General features: G+C 54.1%; 9 protein-coding genes and 7 tRNA genes. 3 read left to right on the forward strand and 13 right to left on the reverse strand.

Annotated features, from left to right (window positions below; all coding sequences use genetic code 11):
• Positions 1-71: 71 nt before the first annotated feature.
• The gene (miaB, locus tag IEX01_RS02130) at positions 72-1,496 is read right to left on the reverse strand and encodes a tRNA (N6-isopentenyl adenosine(37)-C2)-methylthiotransferase MiaB (protein ID WP_024559138.1); all 1,425 of its coding nucleotides are present in this window, start codon (positions 1,494-1,496) and stop codon (positions 72-74) included.
• A 145-nt stretch (positions 1,497-1,641) separates the two neighbouring features.
• On the opposite strand from miaB, the gene ubiF reads away from it, so the two are divergent.
• On the forward strand, positions 1,642-2,820 hold the full coding sequence (gene ubiF, locus IEX01_RS02135) for a 3-demethoxyubiquinol 3-hydroxylase (RefSeq protein ID WP_188723195.1): 1,179 nt from the start codon (positions 1,642-1,644) through the stop codon (positions 2,818-2,820).
• Positions 2,821-2,996: 176 nt separating this feature from the next.
• On the opposite strand, the gene IEX01_RS02140 is transcribed toward ubiF, so the two are convergent.
• From IEX01_RS02140 to nagB, 12 genes are all read right to left on the reverse strand, one after another.
• A tRNA-Gln gene (locus IEX01_RS02140) sits at positions 2,997-3,071 on the reverse strand.
• A 36-nt stretch (positions 3,072-3,107) separates the two neighbouring features.
• A tRNA-Gln gene (locus IEX01_RS02145) sits at positions 3,108-3,182 on the reverse strand.
• A 6-nt stretch (positions 3,183-3,188) separates the two neighbouring features.
• A tRNA-Met gene (locus tag IEX01_RS02150) sits at positions 3,189-3,265 on the reverse strand.
• Positions 3,266-3,296: 31 nt separating this feature from the next.
• Positions 3,297-3,371: transfer RNA gene (locus IEX01_RS02155), tRNA-Gln, on the reverse strand.
• Between the two features lie 38 nt (positions 3,372-3,409).
• A tRNA-Gln gene (locus IEX01_RS02160) sits at positions 3,410-3,484 on the reverse strand.
• Positions 3,485-3,506: 22 nt separating this feature from the next.
• Positions 3,507-3,591: transfer RNA gene (locus tag IEX01_RS02165), tRNA-Leu, on the reverse strand.
• Positions 3,592-3,599: 8 nt separating this feature from the next.
• Positions 3,600-3,676, reverse strand: a tRNA-Met gene (locus IEX01_RS02170).
• A gap of 246 nt (positions 3,677-3,922) precedes the next feature.
• A complete protein-coding gene (gene asnB / locus IEX01_RS02175; RefSeq protein WP_188723196.1) occupies positions 3,923-5,587 on the reverse strand; it encodes an asparagine synthase B in 1,665 nt (554 codons plus the stop codon).
• Between the two features lie 307 nt (positions 5,588-5,894).
• Entirely contained in the window at positions 5,895-6,647 is a 753-nt protein-coding gene (locus IEX01_RS02180; protein WP_024557173.1) for an HAD-IIA family hydrolase, read from the reverse strand.
• A gap of 62 nt (positions 6,648-6,709) precedes the next feature.
• Positions 6,710-7,930 (reverse strand): DNA-binding transcriptional regulator NagC, encoded by a 1,221-nt coding sequence (nagC, locus tag IEX01_RS02185; RefSeq protein WP_024559700.1) that lies wholly within the window; start codon positions 7,928-7,930, stop codon positions 6,710-6,712.
• Positions 7,931-7,938: 8 nt separating this feature from the next.
• On the reverse strand, positions 7,939-9,087 hold the full coding sequence (gene nagA / locus IEX01_RS02190) for an N-acetylglucosamine-6-phosphate deacetylase (RefSeq protein WP_024557171.1): 1,149 nt from the start codon (positions 9,085-9,087) through the stop codon (positions 7,939-7,941).
• A gap of 23 nt (positions 9,088-9,110) precedes the next feature.
• Positions 9,111-9,911 carry a glucosamine-6-phosphate deaminase gene (nagB, locus tag IEX01_RS02195; protein ID WP_024557170.1) on the reverse strand — a complete coding sequence of 267 codons (801 nt, stop codon included), beginning with the start codon at positions 9,909-9,911 and terminating at the stop codon, positions 9,111-9,113.
• 326 nt (positions 9,912-10,237) lie between these two features.
• Between nagB and nagE the strand changes: the two genes are divergently transcribed.
• Entirely contained in the window at positions 10,238-12,274 is a 2,037-nt protein-coding gene (gene nagE / locus IEX01_RS02200) for an N-acetylglucosamine-specific PTS transporter subunit IIBC (protein ID WP_073859838.1), read from the forward strand.
• 176 nt (positions 12,275-12,450) lie between these two features.
• Positions 12,451-14,118: a glutamine--tRNA ligase gene (gene glnS / locus IEX01_RS02205; protein ID WP_024557168.1), complete on the forward strand. Its 1,668-nt coding sequence runs from the start codon at positions 12,451-12,453 to the stop codon at positions 14,116-14,118.
• Positions 14,119-14,414: the final 296 nt, after the last annotated feature.

Here is a 14,414-nt window from a genome sequence, read left to right on the forward strand (position 1 = left end):
AATACAAGTGTAGCGAATGTAAATGACCGTATGCGCACAATATGCGCATACGGTCTGATAAAGCGGGGAAATCAGGGCTGGTAGATACCGACGCCGAGCTCGTTCTCTTTACGGGTACGGGCGATAACGGCGGCGGGAGATTGCGCTACGCGCAGACCCATCTCCTCTTCGGTACGCACGACTTTGCCGCGCAGCGAGTTCGGGAAGACCTCGGTGATTTCCACATCAACAAATTTACCGACCATATCCGGCGTGCCTTCAAAATTCACCACGCGGTTATTCTCGGTACGGCCTGAAAGCTCCATGATGCTTTTACGCGAAGTGCCTTCAACCAGAATGCGCTGGGTGGTGCCGAGCATACGGCGGCTCCAGGCCATCGCCTGCTGGTTAATGCGCTCCTGCAGAATATAAAGACGCTGTTTCTTCTCTTCTTCCGGCACATCGTCAACCATATCGGCAGCCGGCGTGCCTGGGCGCGCCGAGAAGATAAAGCTGTAGCTCATGTCGAAATTCACTTCGGCAATCAGCTTCATGGTCTGCTCGAAATCCTGCTGGGTTTCGCCCGGGAAGCCGACGATAAAGTCGGAACTTATCTGGATATCAGGACGCGCAGCGCGCAGCTTGCGAATAATCGCTTTATATTCCAGCGCGGTGTGGGTGCGTCCCATCATGTTAAGCACGCGGTCGGCGCCGCTCTGGACCGGCAAATGCAGGAAGCTCACCAGCTCTGGCGTATCGCGATACACTTCGATAATGTCATCAGTAAACTCGATCGGGTGGCTGGTGGTAAAGCGGATCCTGTCGATACCATCAATAGCTGCGACCAGTCGCAGCAGATCGGCGAAGGTGCCGGTGGTGCCATCGTAGTTTTCGCCGCGCCAGGCGTTAACGTTCTGGCCGAGCAGGTTTACTTCACGCACGCCCTGCGCCGCCAGTTGAGCGATTTCCAGTATGATATCGTCGCTCGGCCGGCTCACCTCTTCACCGCGGGTATAAGGCACCACGCAATAGGTGCAGTATTTGTTGCAGCCTTCCATGATGGAGACGAAAGCGGTTGGGCCTTCAGCGCGCGGCTCCGGCAGACGATCGAACTTCTCAATTTCCGGGAAGCTAATATCCACCACCGGGCTGCGGGTGCCTTTCACCTGATTGATCATTTCCGGCAGGCGGTGCAGCGTCTGCGGCCCGAAAATAATATCGACATAGCGGGCGCGGTCGCGAATATGGTCGCCTTCCTGAGAGGCTACGCAGCCGCCGACGCCGATAATCACATCCGGATTTTTTTCCTTTAATGTTTTCCAGCGACCTAACTGATGGAAAACCTTCTCCTGTGCCTTTTCACGGATTGAACAGGTATTCAGCAGCAGAACATCCGCTTCTTCAGCCACATCGGTCAGCTCATAGCCGTGGGTGGCATCCAGCAGATCGGCCATCTTCGATGAATCGTATTCGTTCATCTGACAGCCCCAGGTTTTGATATGCAGTTTTTTTGTCATCGACTTGCCATTGCTCAGTTAAAGCCAGGAATGCAGGGCGCGTATTGTAATGCTTTGGCGTGTTCGTGACCAGTATTGCGCAGGAACGCTTACAGCGGCGAAAAATCCGGTAAACTTAAGGGATATACCTTAAGGATAAAAGCCCATGATAAATCAACCCATTGAAGTCGTCGTTGTCGGCGGAGGCATGGTCGGCGCGGCGGCGGCGCTGGGACTGGCGCAAAATGGTTTTCAGGTTGCCGTGATTGACCATGCCGCGCCTCGCGCTTTTGATGCGGCAGGCGCGCCTGATATCCGCATCTCTTCCATCAGCAGCGCTTCAGTCGACCTGCTCAAAGGTCTCGGCGTCTGGCAGGCGGTTAAAGCCATGCGAAGCCACCCCTACCGGCAGCTTGAAACCTGGGAGTGGGAAAGCGCGCACGTCGTGTTTAACGCCGATGAGCTGAAGCTGCCCGAGCTGGGGTATATGGTGGAAAACAATGTGCTGCAGCGTGCGCTTTGGGAAGCGCTGGAGGCGCACCCCGGGGTTACGCTCTACTGCCCGGCGCAGCTCACGCAGATGCGTCGGCGCAGCGCAGGGTATGAACTGACGCTGGCAGATGGGCTTGCGCTCGACGCAAAGCTGGTCATCGGCGCCGATGGCGCTAACTCCCAGGTGCGCAAATGGGCAGGCATTGGTTTACATGCCTGGCATTACCATCAGGCTTGCATGCTGATAACCGTTCAGTGCGAAGCAGCGCCGGGAGAGAGCACCTGGCAGCAGTTTACGCCCGACGGACCGCATGCCTTTTTGCCGTTATTTGATAACTGGGCTTCGCTGGTCTGGTACGACCGCCCGGCGCGGATCCGCCAGCTGCAAACGCTGGGTATGGCGCAGTTGCAGCGGGAAATCGAAAAATCATTTCCCGCCCGCCTTGGTAAAGTGACGCCTGTCGCCAGCGGCGCTTTTCCGCTGACTCGTCGCCATGCCCTGCATTATGTCCAGCCTGGTCTGGCGTTGATTGGCGATGCGGCGCATACCATTCACCCGCTGGCAGGGCAGGGAGTGAACCTGGGGTATCGCGATGTTGAAGCGCTGCTGGACGTGGTTATCAATGCACGCGGCAATGGCGAGGCCTGGTCAACGGAGCCGGTGCTTAAGCGTTTCGAACGGCGTAGACAGATTGATAACTTTATTATGCAAAGCGGTATGGATCTCTTCTACGCCGGGTTCAGCAATGATTTACCACCAGTACGCATGCTGCGAAATCTTGGGCTAATGGCGGCGCAGCGTGCCGGCGTGCTGAAGCGGCAGGCACTGAAATATGCGCTGGGGTTATCGTAACCTGGCGACTCTTAGTTACAACATACTTTTTTATATGCTGTGCTCCCTCCGCGTTGGCGGAGGAGAGTGGCCAGCGAAACAACAGAATTTATGGGTTAACCATGTTATGGGTTAACCATGTGACAGCCACAAACGCAGAAAAGCAAAAAGCCCGCAAAAGCGGGCTTTTTAATAAGTGGCTGGGGTACGAGGATTCGAACCTCGGAATGGCGGAATCAGAATCCGCTGCCTTACCGCTTGGCGATACCCCAACAGGGTGCGTTCAGTTTCCTGGACGTCTTTTAATATGGCTGGGGTACGAGGATTCGAACCTCGGAATGGTGGAATCAGAATCCACTGCCTTACCGCTTGGCGATACCCCAAGAAAATGGTGGCTACGACGGGAATCGAACCTGTGACCCCAGCATTATGAGTGCTGTGCTCTAACCAGCTGAGCTACGTAGCCAAATTGTGTTGCTTTACCAGCCTGCATCGACTGGCTGGGGTACCTGGATTCGAACCAGGGAATGCCGGTATCAAAAACCGGTGCCTTACCGCTTGGCGATACCCCAACGACTAACGCGTTTGAAACGCAAGAGTCGAAGAAAAATGGCTGGGGTACCTGGATTCGAACCAGGGAATGCCGGTATCAAAAACCGGTGCCTTACCGCTTGGCGATACCCCATCCGTGCAACGCTTAACGGAAATGGTGCGGGAGGCGAGACTTGAACTCGCACACCTTGCGGCGCCAGAACCTAAATCTGGTGCGTCTACCAATTTCGCCACTCCCGCAAAAAAGATGGTGGCTACGACGGGAATCGAACCTGTGACCCCATCATTATGAGTGATGTGCTCTAACCAGCTGAGCTACGTAGCCATCTTTTTTCGCGTTACCTTATCGGCGTTGCGGGGCGCATTATGCGTATTGGGCCTGGCAGCGTCAACACCTTTTTTGGTGAAAATAGCCTGAATGTGACTGTTTGACTAGCTTGCGAACAGCTTGACGCAATATTCGGCAATTATTGTTTATTTATCAGTACAGAGAATAAAAAAGAGAAGGCCGCTGCCCGAAAGATGCGAAAAAAACGGGCCCTCGAGAGGCCCGTTATGAAGGTTTTTTCGCTTACTTATAAGCGGACTGGTGAATGCCTACCGCGCGGCCTGATGGATCGTTCATCGTTTTGAACGCTTCATCCCATTCAATCGCTTTAGCAGAAGAGCAGGCGACAGACGGACCGCCCGGCACGCACTCCGCCGCGCTCGGCACCGGGAAGAGCTCTTCAAAGATTTCACGGTAAAGATACGCTTCTTTAGACGAAGGCGTGTTGTAAGGGAAGCGGAATCGCGCCGTTTCCATCTGCTGGTCGCTAACCTGCTGCGCCGCGACCTCTTTTAAGGTGTCGATCCAGCTGTAACCCACGCCGTCGGAGAATTGCTCTTTCTGACGCCACGCCACGCTCGCCGGCAGATAAGACTCAAAGCATTCACGCAGAATATGTTTTTCCATTTTGCCGTTGCCGCACATTTTGTCCTGCGGGTTGATGCGCATCGCCACATCCAGGAATTTCTTGTCGAGGAAGGGCACGCGGGCTTCCACGCCCCAGGCGGACATTGCTTTGTTGGCGCGGGCGCAGTCAAACATATGCAGCGCCTGAAGCTTACGCACGGTCTCTTCATGCAGCTCTTTGGCGTTCGGCGCTTTGTGGAAATAGAGGTAACCGCCAAACACTTCATCCGACCCTTCGCCGGAAAGCACCATCTTGATGCCCATGGCTTTGATTTTACGGGACATCAGGTACATCGGCGTGGACGCGCGGATGGTCGTCACATCATACGTTTCGATGTGATAAATCACGTCGCGAATTGCGTCCAGGCCTTCCTGCACGGTGAAATGAATTTCATGGTGCACGGTACCGAGGTGATTAGCCACTTCCTGCGCGGCTTTCAGATCCGGTGAACCTTCCAGGCCCACAGCGAAGGAGTGCAGCTGCGGCCACCAGGCTTCGGAACGCTCCTGATCTTCCACGCGACGCGCGGCGAATTTCTTGGTGATGGCGGAAATAACCGAGGAGTCCAGGCCGCCGGAAAGCAGTACGCCGTAAGGCACGTCAGACATCAGATGGCTTTTAACGGAATCTTCCAGTGCCTGGCGCAGTTCCGCTTTGTCGGTCACGTTGTCTTTGACGGCGTCGTATTCGAACCAGTCGCGGGTATAGTAAGGGCGAATCTCGCCATCCTGGCTCCACAGGTAGCTGCCCGCCGGAAACTCTTTGATGGTGCGGCATACCGGCACCAGCGCCTTCATTTCGGAGGCAACGTAAAGGTTGCCGTGCTCGTCATAACCCATATACAGCGGGATGATGCCGATATGGTCGCGGCCAATCAGGTAAGCGTCTTTCTCGCTGTCATAAAGGGCGAAGGCGAACATGCCCTGCAGCTCATCGAGGAATTCCGGCCCTTTTTCCTGGTACAGCGCGAGAATAACTTCGCAGTCAGAACCGGTCTGGAAAGGGTAGCGGTCGCCATATTCGGCGCGCAGCGCCTGATGGTTGTAAATTTCACCGTTAACGGCAAGCGCGTGCGTTTTTTTCTGGTTGTAGAGCGGCTGCGCGCCCGCGTTAACGTCGACGATGGAAAGACGTTCATGAGCGAGAATCGCTTTATCGCTGGCATAAACGCCCGACCAGTCAGGGCCGCGATGGCGCATCAGACGTGAAAGCTCCAGCGCTTTTTTACGCAGTTCTGTCGCGTCAGTTTTAATATCCAGCACACCAAAAATAGAACACATAGACTTCTCCGTTAACCCTGGCGGTGATGTTACGTTTGTTGTCAGCGCGCTGCGTCATTTTTCTCTTTCTCGCCGCGGCGCGCCTTGCTTACTAAAGAAAATGCCGTATACGCCCAGGTCAATGCAAGCGCTTTAGCGCTGCGAAAAGAAATAATGCAGTGGTGATTAGCGAATAGTGAAAAAAGGTTACGTTTAACGCGACGAAATTAGCGAATCGTCAACTAAAGAGCATTTTTATTGAACGCCGCTTTTCAAAGATTGGGAGGAGTTAATGAAACGGCAGCCGCGCATCACGCGGCTGGTGAAATTAGAGGATGTCGATTTCAGCAACGGAAGGGTAAATCCAGGAGGGGCGGAACGGCATAGCGTCGATATCATTGAGCGTTGAAACGCCGGAAAGCACCAGAATCGTTTCCAGACCCGCCTGAAACCCCGCCAGAATATCGGTGCGCAGGTTATCGCCGACGATGACTGTCTGCTCTGAGTGCGCCTGCATCTTGTTCAACGCGGCGCGAATTATCCACGGACTCGGCTTGCCGACATAAAAAGGCTTACGACCGGAGATTTTTTCAATACCGGCACACAGCGCGCCGCAGGCCGGATAAAACCCCCGCCCGTGCGTATCCGGGTTGGTGGCGATAAAACGCGCGCCGCCAGCCACGAAGAAAGCGGCTTTGTGCATCATCTCCCAGTTATAGGAGCGCGTCTCGCCAACGATGACAAAGTCGGGATTGATATCGGTTATCGTAAAACCTGCTTTGTAAAGCTCGTGAATGAGCGCGCCTTCGCCAACAACGTAGGCTTTTTTCCCTTCCTGACGACGCAGAAAATCAGCCGTCGCCATCGCAGAGGTATAAAAAACGCTGTCCGGCACATCAATCCCTGCGGAGGCGAACCGGTTAGCCAGGTCTTGTCCTGTCTGGGAAGGGTAGTTTGTCAGCAGCACCAGCGGCATCCCTTTTTCAAGGATGCGGTTGAGGAATTCGCTGGCGCCCGGGACGGCAACGTTGTCGTGCATCAGCACGCCATCAATATCACAAATTACGCTCTGGATGGTCATTGACTACTCTGGCTCAAAGAAAAGAAAGGCGTAACTATAGCCTGGTTAAGGTTGAAACCCTGTTAACTTTCAAGCAAACGCTGCAATAACATACCGTTAAGCATGGCCCGTTTCACCAGCGCAAAGGCGCCGATGGCCGAACGGTGATCCAGCGTGGAAGGCACTACCGGCAAATTCTTACGAAACGCCGCCAGCGCCTGGGCATTGATGCAGCTTTCAATCGCAGGCAACAGAATTTTTTCCGCTTCGACAATCTCACCCGCGATGACGATCTTTTGCGGGTTGAACAGATTGATAGCGATAGCGATAGTTTTTCCGAGATGGCGGCCTACCTGTTCAATCACTTCGCAGGCCAGTTCATCGCCTTTATTGGCGGCTTTGCAGATGGCTTTGATAGTGCATTCATCAAGCGTGACGCGGCTCTGATAGCCTTTCTCCAGCAAATGACGCACGCGCTGCTCAATGGCGGCATTTGCCGCCACCGTCTCAAGACAGCCGAAGTTGCCGCAGTGGCAGCGCTCGCCGAGCGGATCGACCTGAATATGTCCGATTTCGCCGACATTGCCGTTACGGCCAATAAAAATGCGGCCATTTGAGATAATGCCTGCGCCTGTGCCGCGATGAACGCGCACTAAAATGGAATCTTCGCAATCCTGACTTGCACCGAAGTAGTGCTCGGCCAGCGCCAGGCTGCGGATATCGTGACCGACAAAACAGGTCACGTTAAACCGCTTTTCCAGCGCCTCTACCAGCGCCCAGTTCTGCACGGGAATATGAGGCATATAGCGGATTACGCCGCTTTCCGGATCCACGAGGCCGGGCAGGATAATGGAGATAGCGATAAGCTCGCGAATTTTACGCTGCTGCGTTTCGATAAACAGCGCAATGGTATTGAGCAACGCATGCTCCAGCGTCTCCTGGGTGCGTTCAGGCAGAGGATAATGCTCTTCCGCCACCACTTTGCTGCTCAGGTCGTATAGCGTCAGGGTGGTGTCGTTGCGGCCAAGGCGCACCCCTATGGCATGAAAGGGGCGCGTCTCGGTAATAATGGAGATAGCGCGGCGGCCCCCGGTGGAAGCCTGTTGATCGACTTCTTTGATAAGGCCGCGCTCAATAAGCTGGCGAGTAATTTTGGTGACGCTGGCGGGTGCAAGCTGGCTCTGTTCCGCTATCTGAATACGCGAGATAGGTCCGTGTTGATCGATAAGGCGGTAAACCGCCGCGCTGTTAAGCTGTTTTACCAGATCAACGTTACCTATTTGAGCCTGTCCGCCAGTTGTCATGCCTGTTCTTACTCAGTAAAGACCTCGTTGCCGTTAACGAGAGTCCGGGTGATTTTATAATCGCGGGTAAAGACGGTCAGGTTAGCCACTTTTCCGGCTTCGATTGTCCCTAGCGTCTTATCCACGCCCATAGCGCGGGCCGGGTAAAGGGTCGCCATGCGCAGCGCTTCATCCAGCGCGATGTTGACATGCTCGACCAGGTTGCGCACGCCTTCGATCATCGTCAGCGCGGAACCGCTCAGGGTCCCGTTCTCGTCTACGCACAGCCCATTACGGAAGTATATGGTTTTGCCAGCAAAAATGAACTCATCAATATTCGCGCCCGCGGGTGCGGTTGCGTCTGTCACCAGACAAAGCTTGTCGCCTTTTACCTTTTTCGCGGTGCGAACGTTGGCGAAATCGACATGCAATCCGTCGACGATAATGCCGCAGTATAAATCAGGCTCATCGAAAATCGCCCCGGTCAGGCCCGGCTCGCGACCGGTAATATAAGGCATGGCGTTAAACAGATGCGTGGCGAAGCTGATGCCGGCGCGAAAACCCGCTTTGGCTTCTTTCAGCGTGGCGTTGGAGTGGCCTGCGGAGACGACAATGCCCGCCGCGACAAGCTGGCGAATCACTTCCGGTTCGACCATTTCCGGCGCGAGCGTCAGCTTGGTAATGACATCGGCGTTCTCGCACAGAAAATCAACCAGCGCCTGGTCAGGTTTGCGCACATAAGCTGGGTTATGGGTGCCTTTTTTGACGATGTTCAGCCATGGACCTTCCAGATGCAGGCCGAGCGCCTGGTTTTTATTTTTCGCCAGATAGTCACGCATTACGCGCACGCCCTGTTTCATCAGATCGTCGCTGGCGGTAATCAACGTCGGCAGATAGCTGGTGCAGCCCGATTTCTCGTTTGCTTTCTGCATAATTTCCAGCGTCTCGACGCTGACGGCTTCGGCGGTATCGTTGAACTGCACGCCGCCGCAGCCGTTTAACTGCACATCAATAAAACCGGGGGCAATGATGGCGCCACCGGCGTCGCGTTGCTCAATGCCGGCCGGTAATTCCGCCTGCGGGCAAACGCGCTCGATAAGGCCATTCGCGATAATTACCGCATGGTCGTCCAGAATTTCATGGCCGGTGAAAATCCGGCCGTGGGTTAAGGCATACATAGTGACCCCCGGTGTAAATGCGCTTAAAGATCTTTAATATTTTCAGCTTCGAGCTCAGTGAAGTATTTCAGCGTCTTCACCTTCAGCTCCATGGTGGACGGCTCATCGCAAACCACGACCGCTTTCGGATGCAGTTGCAGGCAACTAATCGTCCACATATGGTTTACGTTGCCTTCAACCGCCGCCTGCAGCGCCTGCGCTTTCACATGCCCCTGCACCAGGATCATCACTTCTTCGGCATCCAGCAGCGTGCCGACGCCCACGGTGAGCGCGTATTTCGGTACCTGGTTTACATCGCCGCCGAAGAAGCGGGAGTTTGCCACGCGGGTGTCATGCGTCAGGGTTTTAATGCGAGTACGGGACGCGAGTGACGAGGCCGGCTCGTTAAAAGCAATGTGTCCATCGTTGCCAACGCCGCCCATAAAGAGATGAATTTTGCCATAGGCGCGAATTTTCTCTTCATAACGGCGACATTCTGCGTCAACATCAGGCGCATTGCCATCAAGAAGGTTGATATTTTCAGCAGGAATATCAACATGATCAAAGAAATTACGGTGCATGAAGCTGTGGTAGCTTTCCGGATGTTCTTTCGGCAGGCCGACATATTCATCCATGTTAAAGGTGACCACATGTTTAAAACTCACCTGGCCCGCTTTATGCATCTCTACCAGCGCTTTATAGGCTTCGAGCGGCGTGCCGCCGGTCGGCAGGCCCAGCACGAACGGGCGATCGGCGGTTGGGTTAAATGCGTTGATGCGCTTAACAATATGGCGTGCTGCCCATTTGCCGACCTGCTGTGCGGTAGCCAGGGGGATCAGTCTCATCATTCACCTCGTAAGTTGTAAGTCATAAATGGCGCGGATTGAAACCGGGATAAAGTAAGGGTAAACCATATTCATCGGGCTCAGGGATCAATCCGTCCTGATTTTTCGAATGATAAAATAAGTTTTGCGAGTTAGCCAGTAAAGGGGAAATGATAAAGCAAATTTTGGTGATAAAAATCACAAACAGCACCCTTTTAATTTGCGAGGCGAATTAATTTTTCACACACTCCACAGGTGAAGTGAAGCGTCGCCGCTTAATCAGGGTGGGTCGTATTATAAAAACACTGCTTTGACGAGCCTCATCGGGGCCTCATAGGGGGAATAAAGTGAGTATTCTAGGTTATTTGCAAAACGTAGGCCGGGCGCTGATGGTGCCCGTGGCTACGCTGCCTGCCGCAGCAATTTTGATGGGGGTAGGGTACTGGATTGACCCTACCGGTTGGGGTGGAAGCAACGCGCTGGCCGCGTTTTTTATCCAGTCCGGTTCCGCAATCATCGACAATATGGGCGTGCTGTTCGCGGTCGGTGTAGCGTATGGCATGTCTAAAGATAAAGACGGCGCGGCTGCGCTGGCCGGCTTTGTCGGATTCCTCGTTTTAACTACGCTCTGCTCGCCTGCGGCTGTCGCCATGATCCAGAAAATCCCGGCGGACCAGGTGCCAGCGGCGTTTGGCAAAATCAAAAACCAGTTTGTTGGCATTATGGTCGGCATTATCGCGGCCGAACTGTATAACCGTTTCAGCGCCGTCGAACTGCCCAAAGCGCTTTCGTTCTTCAGCGGTCGCCGCCTGGTGCCGATTCTGACTTCATTTGTGATGATCGTGGTCGCTTTCATCATGATGTACATCTGGCCGGTGGTGTTTGATGGCCTGGTGAACTTCGGCGAGCATATCCAGAAACTCGGTTCTGTTGGCGCAGGCGTTTACGCTTTCTTCAACCGTCTGCTTATCCCGGTTGGCCTGCACCACGCGCTGAACTCCGTGTTCTGGTTCGACGTAGCCGGTATTAACGACATCCCGAATTTCCTTGGCGGCGCGCAGTCTATCGAAGCCGGGAAGGCGGTTGTCGGCATTACCGGCCGCTATCAGGCGGGCTTCTTCCCGATCATGATGTTTGGTCTGCCAGGCGCGGCGCTGGCGATTTACCACTGCGCACGTCCGGAAAACAAGGCTAAAGTGCTGGGTATTATGATGGCGGGCGCGTTTGCGGCCTTCTTCACTGGCATCACTGAACCGCTGGAGTTCTCCTTCATGTTCGTAGCGCCGGTGCTTTATGTGCTGCACGCCATTCTGACCGGTATCTCCGTGTTCATCGCGGCGACCATGCACTGGATTGCTGGCTTCGGCTTTAGCGCCGGGCTTGTGGATATGGTGCTTTCTTCACGTAACCCGCTGGCCACGCACTGGTACATGCTGATCCCGCAGGGTCTGGTGTTCTTCGTTATTTATTACCTGGTGTTCCGCTTTACCATCACCAAATTCAATCTGATGACGCCGGGCCGTGAACTGGCTGTAGCCGGAAGCGAAGAAGACGGCGAAGATGTTAACGTCAGCGGCAATAAAGACCAGGATGTCACCGGTCTTGCGCGTCAGTATGTCGCGGCTATCGGCGGCTCTGATAACCTCACTGGCATTGACGCCTGCATTACGCGTTTACGTTTGACCGTAAAAGACTCCGCTCAGGTTAACGAAGTGCTGGCGAAACGCCTTGGCGCAACGGGCGTGATTCGCCTGAATAAAACCAGCGTGCAGATTATCGTGGGCTTTATGGCAGAAAAAATCGCGAACGCGATGAAAACGGTCGGCGCCGTGCCAGCCTCCGCCCCGGCTGCAGCCAGCGCGTCTGTAGCGCCTGCTGCAGGGGTTAAACCGCAGGTTGTTCCGCAGGCCGCTACCGCCGCCACGGTTGCTGAACTGCTCTCTCCGGTGACTGGCGAGGTTGTTGCGCTGGAACAGGTGCCGGATGAAGCGTTCGCCAGCAAAGCGGTAGGGGATGGCGTGGCGGTGAAGCCGACGGAGAAAACCGTTGTTTCCCCGGCTGCCGGCACCATCGTGAAGATTTTCAATACCAACCACGCGTTTTGCCTGGAAACAGAAAAAGGCGCGGAGATTGTTGTTCATATGGGCATCGACACCGTAGCGCTGAACGGCCAGGGCTTTAAACGTCTGGTGGAAGAGGGCGCTGAAGTGGCCGCCGGCCAGCCGGTGCTGGAAATGGATCTCGATTTCCTCAATACCCATGCCCGTTCAATGATTAGCCCGGTCGTATGCAGCAATATCGACGACTTCGGCGGTCTGGTCATTAAAGCTCAGGGGCAGGTTGTTGCAGGCGAGACGCCGCTTTATGAGATTAAAGGCAAGTAACGCTGTTGGGTTTTAGGGTGCCTCAAGCGGCGGGGAAATTCCTCGCCGCTTTTTTTGTTGTAAAAATCTACGCTACCGCAGGGAGGCGCCTATTTTCTTCAACTAAAGGTTGTTTCCCGACCCTGCTTATAAGATCATGCTGCGTTAACTGATGTTTACGCTTTGAGGAATCTACGATGAGTGAGGCTGAAGCCCGCCCGACTAACTTTATCCGCCAGATCATCGATGAAGATTTGGCCAGTGGTAAGCACACTACCATCTGCACCCGTTTTCCGCCGGAGCCGAACGGCTATCTGCATATCGGACACGCAAAATCTATCTGCCTGAACTTCGGCATCGCCCAGGATTACCAGGGGCAGTGCAATCTGCGTTTCGACGATACCAACCCGGTTAAAGAAGACATCGAATACGTCGAGTCCATCAAAAACGACGTGCAGTGGCTGGGCTTTCACTGGTCGGGCGATGTGCGCTATTCCTCTGATTACTTTGATCAGCTGCACCACTATGCGATCGAACTGATTAATAAAGGCCTTGCTTACGTTGATGAGCTTTCGCCGGAGCAGATCCGCGAGTACCGCGGCACGCTGACGCAGCCGGGCAAAAACAGCCCGTACCGCGATCGCAGCGTGGAAGAGAACCTGGCGCTGTTTGAGAAAATGCGCAACGGCGAATTCGCCGAAGGCACCGCTTGCCTGCGTGCGAAAATCGATATGGCTTCGCCGTTCATTGTCATGCGCGACCCGGTGCTGTACCGCATTAAATTCGCTGAACACCATCAAACCGGCAACAAGTGGTGCATCTATCCGATGTACGACTTTACCCACTGCATTTCCGATGCGCTGGAAGGCATTACCCATTCGCTGTGTACGCTGGAATTCCAGGATAACCGCCGTCTCTATGACTGGGTACTGGATAACATCACTATTCCTGTGCACCCGCGCCAGTACGAGTTTTCGCGTCTTAACCTTGAATACGCGGTGATGTCCAAGCGTAAGCTTAATCTGCTGGTGACCGACAAGATTGTGGAAGGCTGGGACGATCCGCGCATGCCGACCATTTCTGGCCTGCGCCGTCGCGGCTATACCGCTGCTGCTATTCGCGAGTTCTGCAAACGTATCGGCGTAACCAAGCAGGATAACACCGTCGAGATGGCGGCGCTGGAAGCCTGTATCCGTGAAGATCTTAACGAAAACGCGCCGCGCGCGATGGCCGTTATCGATCCCGTTAAGCTGGTGATTGAGAACTACCCGCAGGGCCAGACTGAACAGGTCGCCATGCCGAACCATCCGAACAAACCGGAAATGGGCAGCCGCGACGTGCCGTTCTCTGGCGAAATCTGGATCGATCGCGCCGATTTCCGTGAAGAGGCCAACAAGCAGTACAAGCGCCTGGTGCTCGGTAAAGAAGTACGCCTGCGCAACGCCTACGTCATTAAAGCTGAGCGTGTTGAAAAAGACGCGGAAGGCAACATCACCACCATCTACTGCTCTTACGATGCCGATACGCTAAGTAAAGATCCGGCGGATGGCCGCAAAGTGAAAGGCGTTATCCACTGGGTTAGCGCACAGCACGCGCTGCCGGTAGAAATCCGTCTTTACGACCGCCTATTTAGCGTGGCGAACCCGGGCGGAGCGGACGATTTTCTCTCGACCATCAACCCGGATTCACTGGTTATCAAGCAGGGTTTTGCGGAACCGAGTCTGAAAGAGGCTGAAGTGGGTAAGGCATACCAGTTTGAGCGCGAAGGTTACTTCTGCCTCGACAGCCGCCACACGTCAGCCGATAAGCTGGTCTTTAACCGCACGGTAGGGCTTCGCGATACCTGGGCTAAAATCGGCGAATAAGTCGAACTGCAAAATAAAACGCCGCGCAATGCGGCGTTTTTCATTTCCGCAGCGCTGATTCGACTTTTTATTAAAAAAGAAGAGGAAAGTTTTCCTGATTATAATCCTTATAAATTAATCGAAATAAATTCATAGTAACCATCAATATAAATTGTGGCGATACAAAGCGTTAATAAAATAAGTTGTTGCATAAGGCGTTTATTTTAATAAAAAGAACGAGAGCGTTTATTTGTGCTTGATGTCATATTTTGACAATGCTGTGCAAACAAGATATTGATAATTAATGTCGTGAAAAA

Origin of the sequence: Franconibacter daqui (assembly GCF_014644275.1) — a bacterium.
In the GTDB taxonomy this organism is placed as follows: Bacteria; Pseudomonadota; Gammaproteobacteria; order Enterobacterales; family Enterobacteriaceae; genus Franconibacter; species Franconibacter pulveris.

Bases quoted from the DNA above. Each gene is read 5' to 3' on its own strand.
- ubiF (WP_188723195.1), top strand. From the start codon at position 1,642: ATGATAAATCAACCCATTGAAGTCGTCGTTGTCGGCGGAGGCATGGTC.
- nagC (WP_024559700.1), bottom strand. From the start codon at position 7,930: ATGACAACTGGCGGACAGGCTCAAATAGGTAACGTTGATCTGGTAAAA.
- nagA (WP_024557171.1), bottom strand. From the start codon at position 9,087: ATGTATGCCTTAACCCACGGCCGGATTTTCACCGGCCATGAAATTCTG.
- miaB (WP_024559138.1), bottom strand. From the start codon at position 1,496: ATGACAAAAAAACTGCATATCAAAACCTGGGGCTGTCAGATGAACGAA.
- glnS (WP_024557168.1), top strand. From the start codon at position 12,451: ATGAGTGAGGCTGAAGCCCGCCCGACTAACTTTATCCGCCAGATCATC.
- asnB (WP_188723196.1), bottom strand. From the start codon at position 5,587: ATGTGTTCTATTTTTGGTGTGCTGGATATTAAAACTGACGCGACAGAA.
- IEX01_RS02180 (WP_024557173.1), bottom strand. From the start codon at position 6,647: ATGACCATCCAGAGCGTAATTTGTGATATTGATGGCGTGCTGATGCAC.
- nagB (WP_024557170.1), bottom strand. From the start codon at position 9,911: ATGAGACTGATCCCCCTGGCTACCGCACAGCAGGTCGGCAAATGGGCA.